We start from the raw sequence: 14854 nt of genomic DNA, 5'->3' as shown, positions 1-14854 counted from the left end.
GCACAGTGCCGGCAGAAGGAAAAGGCGACGGTCTGGAGGCCCGTGGCGGCTCCGACGCGCAGGTCGCGACCGGCCTCCCCGTGCGTGGGCGCCGGTGGCGCCGCGGTGAGCTGAACACCGCGTTCCGCATCGTCGCCTCGATCGTCATCCCGACGTTCCGGTTCTCGGCGCGCTACCACTGGCACGGCCCGAACCGCCTGCCGGCGGAGGGCGCGTTCGTGCTCGCACCGAACCACTTCACGAACATCGACCCCCTGGTCGTCGGCACCGCCGTGTACATCTCGAAGCGGGCGCCGCGGTTCCTCGCGAAGGCGTCGCTGTTCAAGGTGCCGGTGGTCGGCAAGCTCATGTCCGGCATGGGACAGATCCCGGTCGAACGCTCCGGCCGGACGCGCCTGAGCGACCCGCTCGGGGGCGGACGGTCCCTGGTCGAGCAGGGTGGGGCGATCATCGTCTACCCCGAGGGCACGCTCACCCGCGACCCCGACCTGTGGCCGATGCGCGGCAAGACGGGCGCGGTGCGGATCGCGCTCGAGAACGACGTGCCGCTCATCCCGATGGCCCACTGGGGCACGCAGAACATCATGGCCAGGTACGGCAAGAAGCTCCGGCTGTTCCCGCCGTCCCGCGTCGATGTGATCATCGGTGACCCGGTCGACCTGTCGGCGTACCGCGGTCGGCAGATCGACCAGCAGATGCTCGGCGAGGCCACCGAACTCGTCATGCGCGAGATCACCGCGCTGCTCGAGGTGCTCCGTGGCGAACGGGCACCCGCGACCCGCTGGGACCCGGCGGCGAACAACCAGAAGGAGACCGGCCGGTTTGAGTGACCTCCGACCCCACGACGACCGACCCGACCCCGCCGCCGCGGCTCCGGGGGCCTTCGACACCGCCGCGATCCGGGTGGTCATGCAGTCGACCGACAAGCCCCGGGTGGCCGTGATCGGTGCCGGCAGCTGGGGGACCACGTTCGCGAAGGTGCTGGCCGAGGGCGGTGCCTCCACCGTGGTGTGGGCCCGACGCCCCGAGGTCGCCCGCGAGATCACCGAGACCAAGCGCAACTCGGACTACCTGCCCGGCATCAACCTGCCCCGCACCTTGACCGCCTCGACGTCGCTCGAGCGCGTGCTCGAGGGCGCCTCGCAGGTGTACGTCTCGGTGCCCTCGCAGACCCTGCGCTCCAACCTCGCCGCGATCCGCGAGCTGCTGCCGGCCGACGTGCCGGTCGTCAGCCTGATGAAGGGCGTCGAGAAGAGCACGGGGCTGCGGATGAGCGAGGTCCTGCTGCAGGGCCTCGGCATCGACCAGGACCGCATCGCCGTGGCCAGCGGCCCGAACCTGGCGCTCGAGATCGCCCGTCGGCAGCCGACCGCCGCCGTGGTGTCGTCGTCGTCGCTGGAGACCGCCACCGACGTCGCCGCCGTCGCGACGAACCCGTACTTCCGGTCGTTCATCAACACCGACGTCATCGGCACCGAGTTCGGCGGCGTGCTGAAGAACCTCATCGCCGTCGCGATCGGCATCGTCGACGGGGTCGGCTACGGCGAGAACACCAAGGCCTCGATCATCACGCGCGGCCTCGCCGAGATGACCGACTTCGCGGTGTCGCTCGGCGCGCAGTCGTCCACGCTGTCCGGGCTCGCGGGCCTCGGCGACCTCATCGCCACGTGCCAGTCGCCGCTGTCGCGGAACAACACCGCCGGGCGGTTGCTCGGCCAGGGCTACCGGTTCGACGAGGTCGTCCGCCAGATGAACCAGACGGCGGAGGGGCTGGCCTCGGTCGCCCCGATCCTCGAGCTGGCCGCGGCGAACGGCGTCGACATGCCCATCGTCAGCCAGGTCGGCGAGGTCCTCGCCGGTAGGCTCGATCCGCGCAACATCGCGCCGCACCTCACCGAGACCGACGAGCCGCAGGGCGAGTGACCGGTCCCGCACCGAGTCACGAAGGGACTCCCGTGCCCACGATCCCCGAGGGAACCCCCATGCCCAGGACCACCGTCGCCGTGCTCTTCGGCGGTCGCTCGAGCGAGCACGAGATCAGCTGCGTGACCGCCGGCGGCATCATGGACGTCGTCGACCGGGCCGAGTACGACCTCGTGCCGATCGGGATCACCCAGGACGGTGCCTTCACGCTGCAGTCGGACGACCCGGCGCAGTGGACCATCCGCGACGGTGCGCTGCCCACCGTGCCCGACAACGGCACGCGGATCGCGTTCCCCACGTCGCCGGCCACCAATGAACTCGTCGTCTCCCATCCCGACGGCACGGTCACAGCGATCCCGGTCGACGTGGTGTTCCCGATCCTGCACGGCCCCTTCGGTGAGGACGGCACGATCCAGGGCCTCCTCGAGATCGCCGGGCTGCCGTACGTCGGCGACGGCGTGCTCGCGAGCGCCCTGGCGATGGACAAGCACGTCGCCAAGGCCGTGCTCGAGCACGCCGGGCTGCGGGTCGCACCGTGGACCACGGTGCTCCGCCGGCAGTGGGCGGCCGACCCGGTGGACGTCGCCGAGACGATCGCCGCGCACGGCTGGCCGCTGTTCGTCAAGCCGGCCCGCGCCGGGTCGAGCATGGGTGTCTCACGTGTCGACGAGCCCTCGCAGCTGGGTGCCGCCATGGACCTGGCCTTCGAGCACGACTCCAAGGTGATCGTCGAGCCCCGTGTGATCGGCCGCGAGGTCGAGGTCGCCGTGCTCGAGGGTCGTGACGGTGTGCCGCGCACGAGCCTGCCGGGCGAGATCGTCGTGGCCGAGGACGGCTTCTACGACTTCGCCTCGAAGTACCTGGGCGGCGACGAGTCGCTGCTCTGCCCGGCACCGCTGACCGACGACCAGACCGACGAGATCCGCTCCATCGGTGCCCGCGCGTTCGAGGCAATCGGTGGTTCCGGGCTCGCCCGTGTCGACTGCTTCCTGACCGACGACGGCTTCGTCGTGAACGAGGTCAACACGATGCCGGGCTTCACGCCGCTGTCGATGTACCCGCGCTGCTGGGCGGCGTCGGGGGTGTCCTACGGCGAGCTGATCACCGAGCTCATCGAGCTGGGTCGAGCCGCCGTCCGCTGACCAGGCCGTGCTGACCAGGCCTCGCTGACCAGGCCGTGCTGACCAGGCCGTGCTGACCAGGCCGTGCTGGCTCGGTCGGCGCGCGAGCGCCAGCCGGGCGTCAGCCCTGCACGTCGGCGGGGTCGAGGCACTCGTGTCCGTCCTTCGGCAGTGACGACACGGCGTCGGACAGCTCCTGCACCACCGACGTGGTCTTCGTCGAGTCGACCACGACCTGCACAGCCGGTGACCGACCGAACGTCGTGTAGACGACCTGGTCGCCGCGGTCGTCGCGGATCCAGTCGACGCCGCCCTGCGAGAAGCACGGCAGGTCGGACACGGTGGGGACGGCGACACCGCAGTGGTAGATCGCCACCTCGGGGTCGCCCCAGGCTGCCGTGGCCTGCGCGTTCGTGTTCCGCAGGTCGAACTTCGAGTCCACGGTCGCGGGCAGTCGGACCTGCACGGCAGCGCACGCCGCTGTGTTCGCCGAGGGGGCTGCGGACATCGACACGGCGTTCGTGCACCCGGTCAGTCCGGCGGCGAGGGTGATCACGGCCCCGACGATCGCGAGGGTGCGAGGGGTGCGGCGCGCGGTGTCCATCGCCGTCCAGGCTACCGTTCTCGTGTGGATGCGACGGACGACGCCTGGGCCGGACCGACGGTGGGGGAGCTCGGCGAACTCGTCGTCCTCGACCGGATCACGAGCCGTCTGCCCGCGGGCACGCCGATCCTCGGCCCCGGTGACGACTGCGCCGTCGTCGCCGCTCCGGACGGCCGGTTCGTCGTCACGACGGACATGATGGTGCACGGTCCGGACTTCCGGTGGGCGTGGTCGTCGCCGACGGACATCGGCTGGAAGGCGGCCGCCACGAACCTCTCCGACGTCGCCGCGATGGGGGCTGTACCGAGCGGCCTCGTGATCGCTCTCGCTGCACCGCAGGGCACCCCCGTGGCCGTCCTCGAGGGCATCGCCGACGGCTTCCGGCTCGCCGTCGACGCACTCGCGCCGGGGTGCGGGGTCGTCGGGGGAGACCTCTCCACCTCGGCGACGTTCACGGTGGCCGTCACCGCCTTCGGTGACCTGCTGGGCCGCGCGCCCGTGCTCCGGTCGGGTGCGACCGTCGGCGACGTGCTCGCGGTGTCCGGCGAGCTCGGACGTGCCGCCCGTGGGCTGTCCCGGCTGTTCCGCGAGGGCGTCGACGGCCGGGGCGAGCCGGACCGTGCCGCGACGGTCGCGAGCGGCGCGGACGTCGACCCCGACGTGGGACGCCAGCGCCGCCCGGTGCCCCCGATCGCCGACGGGCCGCTCGCGGCCGGGGCCGGGGCCACCGCGATGCTCGACCTGTCCGACGGCCTGGCGATCGACGCCGGTCGGCTCGCCCGTGCCAGCCGGGTGACGCTCGAACTCGATGCCGCCACCGACCTGGACGAGGTCGCGCTGCACGGTGGCGAGGACCACGGACTGCTCGCCACGTTCCCGGCCGACGCGGTCCTTCCCGGGGGCTTCCGGCGCATCGGTGTCGTGCGGGAGCGCGGCGACGCGGACCTGCTGCGCGCCGGTGCCGCGGTGCCGACGACCGGCTGGGACCCCTACGCCGACTGGGACGGTGCCGCCGGCTGACGGCGCTGACCGGCTGCCTCAGCCGGCGGCGACGGCCTCCCACGCGACGGTCTCGCCGTAGCTGCGCTTGCTGAACGGCGCGAGCCCCGCCGGCCAGGTGGGCTCGGGGGAGCGCTTGCTCCGCTCGACCACGACGACGGCATCCGGCGTCAGCTTCGGCGACAGGGCCTCGAGCACCTCGGCGAGCTCGTGCTCGGTGACGTCGTAGGGCGGGTCGATGAACACCAGGTCGAAGGTGCGGACGGTCCCGCGCAGGTACCCGAGCACCGGCTGCGGCTGCACGTCGATCCGGACGCCCGGCACCCGCTGCTGCACGGCCTTCGCGTTCGCCCGGCAGGCCTGCGCGGCGGCGGACGCCCGGTCGACCAGGACGACCTCGGCCGCACCGCGCGAGGCCGCCTCGAGCCCGAGCGCGCCCGTCCCCGCGTACAGGTCGGCCACCGACGTGGCCTCGACGAGCCCCCGTGCCTCGAGCGACGAGAACAGCGCCTCGCGCACGCGGTCGCTCGTCGGGCGGGTGCCGGACTTCGGCACCCGGAGCGTCAGGGAGCCGGCGGCGCCGGCGATGATGCGGGTCATGCAGCCACCGTATCGGCCCGGCGGGTCCGGTCCGGCGTTCTCCACAGGCCGCTCGGGAGGCACGGGTGGGGTCGGTCGTGCCCGGTACCGTTGGAGCGTGGTCACCTCCGGAACCCCCGCTGCGCCGGCCGCGCCCGACCTCGGTCCGGCGCCGCTCGACGCGCGGCTCGCGAACGTGCTCGGCGGTCGGACGGCGACCGCGATCGAGAAGGCCTTCGGCTACCGCACGGTGGGGGAGTTCCTCGAGCACGCGCCCCGCCGCTACGCCGAGCGTGGTGCACTGACCGCCCTCGACTCGCTCGCGATCGGCGAACCGGTCACCATCGTGGCCGAGGTGGTCGACGTCCGTGAACGCACCATGCGCGCGCGCCGCGGCTCGATCCTCGAAGCGAAGATCGGCGACGGCAAGGGCCTGCTCACCCTCACGTTCTTCAACCAGGGGTGGCGCACGAAGGACCTCGTCCCCGGCGCCCGGGGCATCTTCTCCGGCAAGGTCAGCGACTACCGGGGTGCCCGGCAGCTCGCCCACCCGGACTACGAGCTGTTCGACCCCGACGACCCCCGCGCCACGGCGGAGCCCGGTTCCGACGAAGCGATCCGGTGGTCGCGCCAGCCGATCCCGATCTACCCGGCGACGGCCTCGCTCACGTCCTGGCAGATCGCGAAGTCCATCGGGATCGTCCTCGACACCCTGCCGGACCTGCCCGACCCGGTGCCGGCGTCCGCGCGGTCCCGGCTCGATCTCGTGCCGTTCCGCCGTGCCCTCGAGCTGCTGCACCGCCCCGAGAAGGTCGCGGACTTCAAGCGCGCGCAGGACGCCCTGCGCTACCGCGAGGCGTTCGTGCTGCAGACCGCCCTGGTGCAGCGCCGGATCGCGGCCCGTCGCACCGCGGCCACCCCGCGCGTGGCCGCCCCCGGTGGCATCCTCGAGCGCTTCGACGCCACCCTGCCCTTCACGTTGACGGACGACCAGCGGGCCGTCGGTGCCGACATCGACCAGGACCTCGCCCGCACCTGGCCCATGCACCGGCTGATCCAGGGCGAGGTCGGTTCGGGCAAGACCCTCGTGGCGATCCGGGCGATGCTCACGGTGGCCGAGTCCGGCGGCCAGTCCGCGCTCATCGCCCCGACCGAGGTGCTGGCGGCCCAGCACCTGCGCTCCATCGTGAAGTTCCTCGGGCCGGACCTGGCCGCCGAGCTCCGACCGGTGATCCTGACCGGGTCGCAGTCCACTGACGAACGTCGAAGGGCCCTGCTCGCGGCGGTGTCGGGCAGCTCACGGCTGGTCGTCGGCACCCACGCGCTCCTGGGCGACCGGGTGGACTTCGCCGAGCTGGGGCTCGTGGTGGTCGACGAGCAGCACCGCTTCGGCGTCGAGCAGCGCGAGGCCCTCCGCACCAAGGGCACGACCCCGCCGCACGTGCTCGTGCTCACCGCGACGCCGATCCCGCGCACCGTCGCGATGACGGTGTTCGGCGACCTCGACGTCTCGACCATCACGGGCATGCCGTCGGGGCGCGCCGGCGTTGAGACCTTCACGGTCCCGCTGGCGGAGCACCCCGGGTGGGAACCCCGGATCTGGTCCCGCATGGCCGAGGAACTCGCCAAGGGCCGCCAGGCGTTCGTCGTCTGCCCCGCCATCGACGACGCCCACACCGAGGACGACGGCGAGCCGGAGCCGGCCGAGGGCGAGGACGACACCCCGAAGCGCGCCCCGGCGACCGTGCTCGCGACCGCCGAGCGGATGCGCACCATGCCGGTGCTCGAAGGGCGCTCGATCGCGGTCCTGCACGGCCGGATGACCGCCGACGAGAAGGACCGCGTGATGACGTCCTTCGCCGCCGGCGACCTCGACGTGGTCGTCGCGACGACCGTGATCGAGGTCGGGGTCGACGTGCCGAACGCGGCGATGATGGCCGTCCTCGACGCCGACCGGTTCGGGGTCTCGCAGCTCCACCAGCTCCGCGGCCGCATCGGTCGTGGGCAGTGGGCCGGTGTCTGCCTGCTCGTCACCACGGCCGAGCTCGAGACGACCTCGCGCGAGCGCGTGGACGCCGTGGCCGCCTCGGACGACGGGTTCGAGCTCGCCCGGGTCGACCTCGAGCTCCGGCGCGAGGGCGACGTCCTGGGTGAACGGCAGTCCGGTGGGCGGTCCTCGCTCAACCTGCTCCGGGTGGTCGAGCACGCCGACCTCATCGTCGACGCGCGCGGAGAAGCGGAGCGCGTGCTCGAACCCGATCCCGAGCTCGAGGGGTCCCCGGCCCTCCGCGACGCCCTCGCCCGGCGTCTCGACGAGTCCGACGCGGCGTTCCTCGGCAAGAACTGACCCGGAGCCCGACGGCCCGCGCGGTATCGTCGCTGCCATGGCGCAGATCGCGGTGGTCCCCGGTTCCTTCGACCCCGTCACCCTCGGGCACCTCGACGTCATCGGCCGCGCGGCCGGGCTCTTCGACGAGGTGCACGTCCTCGTGGTGCACAACCCCGACAAGAAGCCGGCGATGTTCGAGGCCGTCGACCGGGTGCGGCTCATCAAGGACTCGCTGGTCGAGGTCGGCGCGCCGGAGACGGTCACGGTCGGCGAGTGGACGTCCGGGCTGCTGGTCGACTACTGCCGGCAGGTCGGGGCGAAGGTCCTGGTGAAGGGCGTGCGGTCCGGCGAGGACGTCGCGTACGAGACCCCGATGGCCATCATGAACCGCCACCTGGCCGACGTCGAGACGGTGTTCCTGCTGCCCGAGGCGTCGCGGGCGCACGTGTCGAGCTCGCTGATCCGCCAGGTGTCGTCCCTCGGCGGTGACGTCACGCCCTACGTGCCGAAGACGGTCGCCGACGCGCTCGCGGCCCGCTGAGCACGCTCGCTGAGCACGCCCGCTGTACGCGCCCAGCCAGTCCGCCCAGTCCGACAAGCACCCGCACTGCGCCCACCGCGTCCGGACACGCCTGTCGCCACCTCGACTCTCGGCCCCGATCGCGCTAGGCTTGTCGATCGTGTCTTCCCCCGTGAACAGCCCCTACGCCCTGCGCGTGCGCGACCTCGCGCACCGGCCGGGTGAGATGCGCGAGCACTCGCTCGACATCGAGGTGCCCGACGCGATGGGGGCCGGTCTGATCGGCGTCCGACAGGGTGCCGAACTGCACATCGACGTCAAACTCGAAGGCCTGCACGAGGGCGTCCTCGTGTCCGGACACGCTTCGGCCGACGCCACGGGGGAGTGCTCGCGCTGCCTCATCGACATCAGCGAACCGATCGAGGTCGATTTCGCCGAGCTGTTCGCGTATGATGCCTCGGAGGATTTCGACTTCTTCGTTCGCGATGACCACGTGGACACCGAACAGGTCGTTCGAGATGCGGTGGTGCTGTCGCTGCCGTTCCAGCCGGTCTGCCGACCGGACTGCCCAGGACTCGACCCGGTGACGGGCGAGCGTCTGGCCGACCTCGGCGAGCAGCCCGCTCGTCAGGTGCTGGATCCCCGCTGGGCAGCGCTCAGCGCGATCGAGCTCGACGACAGCACCGACGGTGACACCACCGCACCGAAGACCACCGAGGGCGAGGAGCGGGCCGAGACCGAGTAGGTCCCGACACCGCCAGCCCCCGTACCGACCACCGACCAACCGAAAGAGATTCACCATGGCCGTTCCCAAGCGCAAGCAGTCCCGTGCGAACACGCACGCCCGTCGTTCGCAGTGGAAGGCCACGCCGATCCAGCTCGTGAAGACGATCGAGAACGGTCAGGTCACCTACAGCCTCCCGCACCGCGCGAAGGTCGTCGAGGACTCGGCCGGCACGCCCCTGTACATGGAGTACAAGGGCCGCAAGGTCGCCGACGTCTGATCGGACCGAACGCATGACGACAACGTCCGGCGCTGCGGGGTCTCGCCCCGCGGGGCCGGACGTCGTTCGTCTGCAGGGCATCCTCGGGGCCGACATCGACCTCGAGCTGCTCCAGCTCGCCCTGACGCACCGCTCCTACGCCTACGAGCACGGGGGCATCAAGCACAATGAGCGCCTCGAGTTCCTCGGGGACTCGATCCTCGGCCAGGCCGTGACCGTGAAGCTCTACCGGTCGTTCCCCGACCTCGACGAGGGTGACCTCGCCAAGCGTCGAGCGAGCCTGGTGTCGACCGTGGCGCTGGCCGAGATCGCCCGGATGATCGGGCTCGGCCGCTACCTGCGCCTCGGCAAGGGCGAGGAACAGACCGGCGGCCGAGACAAGTCGTCGATCCTGGCCGACACCGTCGAAGCCGTCATCGGCGCGACGTACCTGTCGGCCGGTCCCGACCCGGCGACCGAGCTCGTGCTCCGTCTGGTCGAACCGCTCATGATCGACCCGGACCGCTTCGGCGCCGCGATGGACCCGAAGACGAGCCTGCAGGAGCTCGCCTCGAGCCGCTCGCTCGGCAACCCGGCGTACCGCGTCACCGAGACCGGCCCGGACCACGACAAGACCTTCATGGCGACGGTCGTCCTCCAGGGCGAGGACATCGCCACCGGCACCGGGTCGAGCAAGAAGGCCGCCGAGATGGCCGCCGCGCTCGACGCCTGGACCCGGCTGTCCGGCCGAGCGGCCTGACCGCGTGCCCGAACTCCCCGAGGTCGAGGTCGTCCGCGCCGGCCTCGAACCCGCCGTCAGCGGTGCGCGGGTCCTGCACGTCGACGTGGTCGACGACCGTGCCCTCACCCGGCACGACGGCCCCGCCGAGGACTTCGTCGACCGACTGACCGGTCGCACGATCGCCGCGGCCGTCCGCCGGGGCAAGTTCCTCTGGATGCCGCTGCAGCCCGAGCACGACGGGGCCCGCCCCGAGGCACTCGTCGCCCACCTCGGCATGAGCGGGCAGATCCTGCTCGGTCGTGGGCGACCGGCAGCCAAGCACCGGCGGATCCTCATCGACGTGCAGCCCGCGGGCACCGACCGCTCGGGTGCTGCGGAGCCCCCCGTGGAACTCGAGTTCGTCGACCAGCGCACGTTCGGCTCGATGGCGATCGACGCGATGGTGCCGACGATCGACGGTGCTCCGGCCGGGTTCGGCGGGCAGGTCGACGCGATCGACCCCGATGCCGTGTGGCGCCGCTGGGTGCCCGGGCAGGTGTCGCACATCGCCCGTGACCCGCTCGACCCCGCGTTCGACGACGACCGGTTCACCGCGATGGCCCGGAAGCGTTCGAGCGGCATCAAGCGGGTGCTGCTCGACCAGGGCGTCGTGAGCGGCATCGGCAACATCTACGCCGACGAGTCGCTCTGGGCCGCGAAGCTGCACTACGACCGCGCCGCCGACCGCCTCACCCGTGCCGACCTGCGACGACTGCTCGACGAGGTCCGCGCCATCTTGCGCCGGGCGCTCGAGGACGGCGGCACGAGCTTCGACGCCCAGTACGTCAACGTCAACGGGCAGTCCGGGTACTTCTCGCAGCGCCTGAACGTCTACGGGCAGCAGGGGAAGCCGTGTCCACGCTGCGGCACGACGATCGTGCGCGAGGCCTTCATGAACCGGTCGAGCCACATCTGCCCCGTGTGCCAACCCCGTCCCCGCGCCCGCACGCGTTAGCCTGACGCCAACCAGAGCATCCGGAGACCGCATGTACTTGAAGAGCCTGACCATCAAGGGGTTCAAGTCCTTCGCGCAGCCGACGACGTTCGCGTTCGAGCCGGGCGTGACGTGCATCGTCGGCCCGAACGGCTCCGGCAAGTCGAACGTGGTGGACGCCCTGGCCTGGGTGATGGGGGAGCAGGGCGCGAAGACCCTGCGCGGCGGCAAGATGGAGGACGTCATCTTCGCCGGCACCTCGACCCGCGGTCCGCTCGGTCGGGCCCAGGTGCTGCTGACCATCGACAACAGCGACGGCCTGCTGCCGATCGAGTACTCCGAGGTGACGATTGCGCGCACGCTGTTCCGCAACGGCGGCAGTGAGTACGCCATCAACGGCGAGAACTGCCGGCTGCTCGACGTGCAGGAACTGCTGAGCGACACCGGTCTCGGCCGTGAGATGCACGTGATCGTCGGGCAGGGGCAGCTCGACAAGGTGCTGCACGCCACCCCGGAGGACCGCCGCGGCTTCATCGAGGAGGCCGCCGGGATCCTGAAGCACCGTCGCCGCAAGGAGAAGACCCTCCGCAAGCTCGACGCGATGCAGACGAACCTGACCCGCCTGTCCGACCTGGCCGGTGAGATCCGGCGGCAGCTGAAGCCCCTCGGGCGGCAGGCCGAGGTGGCACGGAAGGCCCAGTCGGTGGCCGCGGTCTTCCGCGACGCCAAGGCCCGAATCCTGGCCGACGACGTGGTGCGCCTGCGCCGCGAGCTGCACGACCACCAGGAGGTCGAGGCGGGCCGCAAGTCCGAGCGCATCGTCCTGACCGAGCGGCTCGACCAGACCCGGGTGCGCCAGCAGCACGTCGAGCAGAGCATGGTCGGCGACGACGTCGACCGCGCCCGCACCGTCGTGCACCGGCTCGAGAGCGTGCAGGAGCGTCTCCGTGGCCTGTCGAGCCTGGCGAACCAGCGCCTGATGTTCCTCGCGCAGCAGGCCGACGCGCCACAGCAGGGCCCGACCGTCACCCAGGAGCAGGTCGCCGGGGTCCGTGCCGAGGCCGACCGCCTCGCCGCACGCGCCGACGAGATGCTGGGCGGCTCGGCGACGACCGCCCGCGCGGTGCAGGACGCACGCGCCGCGCTGGACGCCCTGGACGAACGCATCGCCGCCCAGGCAGCCCGGGTCTCGCAGCACGACCTCGAGGCGCAGCGGCTCGCCAGCGCCGTCGACGTCGCCCGGTCGAAGCGCGGTTCCGCCGTCGCCGACCGCGAGCGGCGGGAGCGGGCTCTGGCCGAGGCCGGGGAGCGTGCCGAGCGTGCCGCGGCGGCCCTCGCCGAACTCGGTGTCGACCCGTCCGAGGGCGTCGACGAGACCGCGCTCGCGCAGACCCTGGAGCAGGCGCGCGCCGAGCTCGAACGGGCCCAGACCACGCGCGACGAGCAGCGCGACCGCCTCCACGCCCTCGAACGCGAGCGGGACGCCCTCGACGCCCGGGTCACCGCGCTCGGCATGTCGATCGAGGTCCGCGACGGTTCGCAGGCCCTGATCGACGCCGGTCGCGCGGGCATCGTCGGTCGCCTGGCCGACAGCCTGGCGGTCTCGCCCGGGTTCGAGGCCGCGATCGCCACCGCGCTCGAGGGACTCGCCGACGCCGTCCTCGCGGACGACCGCGGTGCAGCGCTCGACGCCGTCGACCACGCCCGCGCTGCTGACCTCGGCCGGATCGACGTCGTCGTCGCGGACGCCGCGTCCGTCACCACCGCCCTGCCCGAGACCCTGCCGGCCGGCGTCCGCCGTGCCACAGACCTGGTGCAGGGACCGCCGGCGCTCGCGTCGATCCTGCGGGACACGCTGGTCGCGGAGACCGACGACCTCGACCTGGAGGTGGTGCTCACGGCCGCCCCGCACGCCACGGTGGTCACGCGGTCCGGCGACCTCGTCCGCGCGGTCCGCGTGACCGGCGGCGGGGAGCGCGTGACCTCGCGCATCGAGCTCGTCGCGGAGCGCGACGACGCCGTGACGCGCCGCGACGCGATCGCGACCGACGCCGAGGACGCGGCCACGGGCCTCCAGGCCGCACGCAGTGCCGTCGAGGACGCACGCCGCCGTGCGGACGAGGCCGACGCAGCATCCCGCGCGTACACGCGGGCGAAGGCCGAGTACGACCGCACGAGTGCGTCGACGCGGGCGAAGGCGGAGAACGCCGCGGCCGAGGTCGAACGGCTGCGTGCCGCGCTGGCCGAGACCGACGGCGCCGTCGAGACCGCCGAGGCGGTGCTGGCCGAGGCCGAGTCGGCGCACCGGGCCTTCACCGAGCAGGAGCGTCCCGTGGTCGACGCGTCTGAGCGTCCCGCGCTGCAGGACGCGCTCGAAGCCGCACGTGCGGCCGAGGTCGAGCAGCGGATCCAGGTCGAGACCGTGCGCGAGCGGGTGCGCGCCGAACGGAACCGCGCCGACCAGCTCGAACGCCAGCTCGAGGCGGAGCGCGCCGCCGCCGAGGAGGCCGCCCGGCTCGCCGTCATCCGACGCGGCCAGATCCGGACCGCGGAAGCCGTGCTCGCCGACCTGCCCGGGGTGCTCGGTGCGGTCGACCGTTCGCTGGCCGAGGCCCGGGTGCAGCTGGCGACCGAGGAAGCCGAGCGGTCGAAGCGCAACACCGAGCTGCAGACCATCCGCAACGAGGAGCGCGAACTCCGGGACCGCCTGCAGACCATCACCGACGGCGTGCACTCGCTCGAGATGGAGATCTACGAGAAGAAGCTGCACGTGTCCGGCGTCCTCGACCGGGCGCAGAGCGAGCTCGGGCTGACCGAGGCCGTGCTGGTGGCCGAGTACGGGCCGCACGTGCCGGTGCCGGTCGACGTGCTCGTGGACCCGCGGGTGCGCGCGCGGAAGCACCGCGAGGCGGAGCGCGCGGCGGCGGCTGCAGCCGCCGAGGCCGCGGGCGTGACCGAGCCGGAGGAAGCTGCGGCAGACGCGGGCCCCGAAACCGACGACGTGGCCCTCGTCGACGCCGAGTCCACCCTGCCCGGCGGCCCCGCGCTGCCCGAGTTCGACACCACCGACGAGGTCGACCCCGCCGACGTCGAGACGGTGCCCTACGTCCGTGCCGAGCAGGAGCGCCGACTCAAGGCCGCCGAGCGCGACCTCGGGCAGCTCGGCAAGGTGAACCCGCTCGCGCTCGAGGAGTTCCAGGCGCTCGAGCAGCGGCACGCGTTCCTCGCCGAGCAGCTCGAGGACCTGCAGAAGACCCGGACAGACCTGCTGACGATCATCGACGAGCTCGACACGAAGATGCAGACGATCTTCGAGTCCGCGTTCAACGACACGAAGGAAGCATTCGACGTCATCTTCCCGATCCTGTTCCCGGGCGGCTCGGGGTCCATCAACCTGACCGACCCGACCGACCTGCTCGGCACCGGGATCGACGTGCAGGTGAAGCCCGCCGGCAAGAAGATCGACCGCCTGACCCTGCTGTCCGGCGGCGAGCGGTCCCTGGCGGCGGTGGCGCTCCTCGTCGCGATCTTCACCGCGCGGCCGTCGCCGTTCTACATCATGGACGAGGTCGAGGCGGCACTCGACGACGCCAACCTGGGCCGCCTGCTGACCGTGTTCGAGCGCCTGCGCGAGTCGTCCCAGCTCATCGTCATCACGCACCAGAAGCGGACGATGGAGATCGCGGACGCCCTGTACGGGGTGTCGATGCGGCAGGACGGCGTCTCGGCCGTCGTCGGCCAGCGGGTGCAGAAGCGCGAGCCGGCGGACGCGGTCGCGTAGGCGTCCTGGTCGCGACCACGACAGACGGGAGGCGCGGTGCCAGCTGGCACCGCGCCTCCCGTTCTGTCAGGTGCGTCCGGACAGGACGCCGGGTCGCTACGCGCGACCGCGGATCGTCCGGAGCAGCCAGCCGATGATCCCGAGCAGGATGAGCACGATGCCCACCCAGAGCAGGAGCTTCAGCGCACCGACGAAGATGCCGCTGAAGAGCAGGACGAGGCCGACGATGATCGCGATGATCAGCAGTGCGGGCATGAGGGTCTCCTATCCCTGGAACGAGACCGAGCAGATGCCCGGGCC

General features: G+C 72.2%; 14 protein-coding genes. 11 read left to right on the top strand and 3 right to left on the bottom strand.

Features of this window, described 5'->3' with window-relative positions; all coding sequences use genetic code 11:
• The first annotated feature begins 5 nt into the window (after positions 1–5).
• From DEJ19_RS11455 to DEJ19_RS11445, 3 genes are all read left to right on the top strand, one after another.
• A complete protein-coding gene (locus DEJ19_RS11455; RefSeq protein ID WP_084741194.1) occupies positions 6–830 on the top strand; it encodes a lysophospholipid acyltransferase family protein in 825 nt (274 codons plus the stop codon).
• A 79-nt stretch (positions 831–909) separates the two neighbouring features.
• Positions 910–1923, top strand: a complete 1014-nt coding sequence (locus DEJ19_RS11450; RefSeq protein WP_110864055.1) for an NAD(P)H-dependent glycerol-3-phosphate dehydrogenase — start codon at positions 910–912, stop codon at positions 1921–1923.
• A gap of 59 nt (positions 1924–1982) precedes the next feature.
• Complete coding sequence (locus DEJ19_RS11445; protein WP_111029139.1) at positions 1983–3065, top strand: D-alanine--D-alanine ligase family protein; 1083 nt, start codon at positions 1983–1985, stop codon at positions 3063–3065.
• Positions 3066–3165: 100 nt separating this feature from the next.
• Here the strand turns inward: DEJ19_RS11445 and DEJ19_RS11440 are convergent, their stop codons facing one another.
• Positions 3166–3648, bottom strand: coding sequence for a DUF3515 family protein (locus DEJ19_RS11440; protein WP_111233064.1), 483 nt, complete (start codon positions 3646–3648; stop codon positions 3166–3168).
• A gap of 24 nt (positions 3649–3672) precedes the next feature.
• Here DEJ19_RS11440 and thiL point away from each other — a divergent pair, with 24 nt between their 5' ends.
• A complete protein-coding gene (thiL, locus tag DEJ19_RS11435) occupies positions 3673–4668 on the top strand; it encodes a thiamine-phosphate kinase (protein WP_111233063.1) in 996 nt (331 codons plus the stop codon).
• An 18-nt stretch (positions 4669–4686) separates the two neighbouring features.
• On the opposite strand, the gene DEJ19_RS11430 is transcribed toward thiL, so the two are convergent.
• Entirely contained in the window at positions 4687–5247 is a 561-nt protein-coding gene (locus tag DEJ19_RS11430; RefSeq protein ID WP_110863961.1) for an RsmD family RNA methyltransferase, read from the bottom strand.
• Between the two features lie 97 nt (positions 5248–5344).
• Between DEJ19_RS11430 and DEJ19_RS11425 the strand changes: the two genes are divergently transcribed.
• The 7 genes from DEJ19_RS11425 to DEJ19_RS11395 all read left to right on the top strand — a co-directional run bounded on the left by DEJ19_RS11425 (position 5345) and on the right by DEJ19_RS11395 (position 14554).
• Entirely contained in the window at positions 5345–7573 is a 2229-nt protein-coding gene (locus DEJ19_RS11425; protein ID WP_258377384.1) for an ATP-dependent DNA helicase RecG, read from the top strand.
• Between the two features lie 37 nt (positions 7574–7610).
• Complete coding sequence (coaD, locus tag DEJ19_RS11420; RefSeq protein WP_110863963.1) at positions 7611–8096, top strand: pantetheine-phosphate adenylyltransferase; 486 nt, start codon at positions 7611–7613, stop codon at positions 8094–8096.
• Positions 8097–8247: 151 nt separating this feature from the next.
• Positions 8248–8820 carry a YceD family protein gene (locus tag DEJ19_RS11415; protein WP_071405664.1) on the top strand — a complete coding sequence of 191 codons (573 nt, stop codon included), beginning with the start codon at positions 8248–8250 and terminating at the stop codon, positions 8818–8820.
• 55 nt (positions 8821–8875) lie between these two features.
• A complete protein-coding gene (gene rpmF, locus DEJ19_RS11410; protein ID WP_017888273.1) occupies positions 8876–9079 on the top strand; it encodes a 50S ribosomal protein L32 in 204 nt (67 codons plus the stop codon).
• 13 nt (positions 9080–9092) lie between these two features.
• Complete coding sequence (gene rnc / locus DEJ19_RS11405; protein WP_173034235.1) at positions 9093–9818, top strand: ribonuclease III; 726 nt, start codon at positions 9093–9095, stop codon at positions 9816–9818.
• Positions 9819–9822: 4 nt separating this feature from the next.
• Positions 9823–10794, top strand: a complete 972-nt coding sequence (gene mutM / locus DEJ19_RS11400) for a bifunctional DNA-formamidopyrimidine glycosylase/DNA-(apurinic or apyrimidinic site) lyase (protein ID WP_111233062.1) — start codon at positions 9823–9825, stop codon at positions 10792–10794.
• Between the two features lie 31 nt (positions 10795–10825).
• Complete coding sequence (locus DEJ19_RS11395; protein WP_111233061.1) at positions 10826–14554, top strand: AAA family ATPase; 3729 nt, start codon at positions 10826–10828, stop codon at positions 14552–14554.
• 96 nt (positions 14555–14650) lie between these two features.
• On the opposite strand, the gene DEJ19_RS11390 is transcribed toward DEJ19_RS11395, so the two are convergent.
• Positions 14651–14809, bottom strand: a complete 159-nt coding sequence (locus DEJ19_RS11390) for a hypothetical protein (RefSeq protein WP_017888269.1) — start codon at positions 14807–14809, stop codon at positions 14651–14653.
• Between the last annotated feature and the right edge of the window lie 45 nt (positions 14810–14854).

Origin of the sequence: Curtobacterium sp. MCSS17_016 (assembly GCF_003234255.2) — a bacterium.
In the GTDB taxonomy this organism is placed as follows: Bacteria; Actinomycetota; Actinomycetes; order Actinomycetales; family Microbacteriaceae; genus Curtobacterium; species Curtobacterium flaccumfaciens.
Note: the sequence above shows the minus strand (reverse complement) of the source record. Positions and strands in the feature narration are given on the sequence as shown.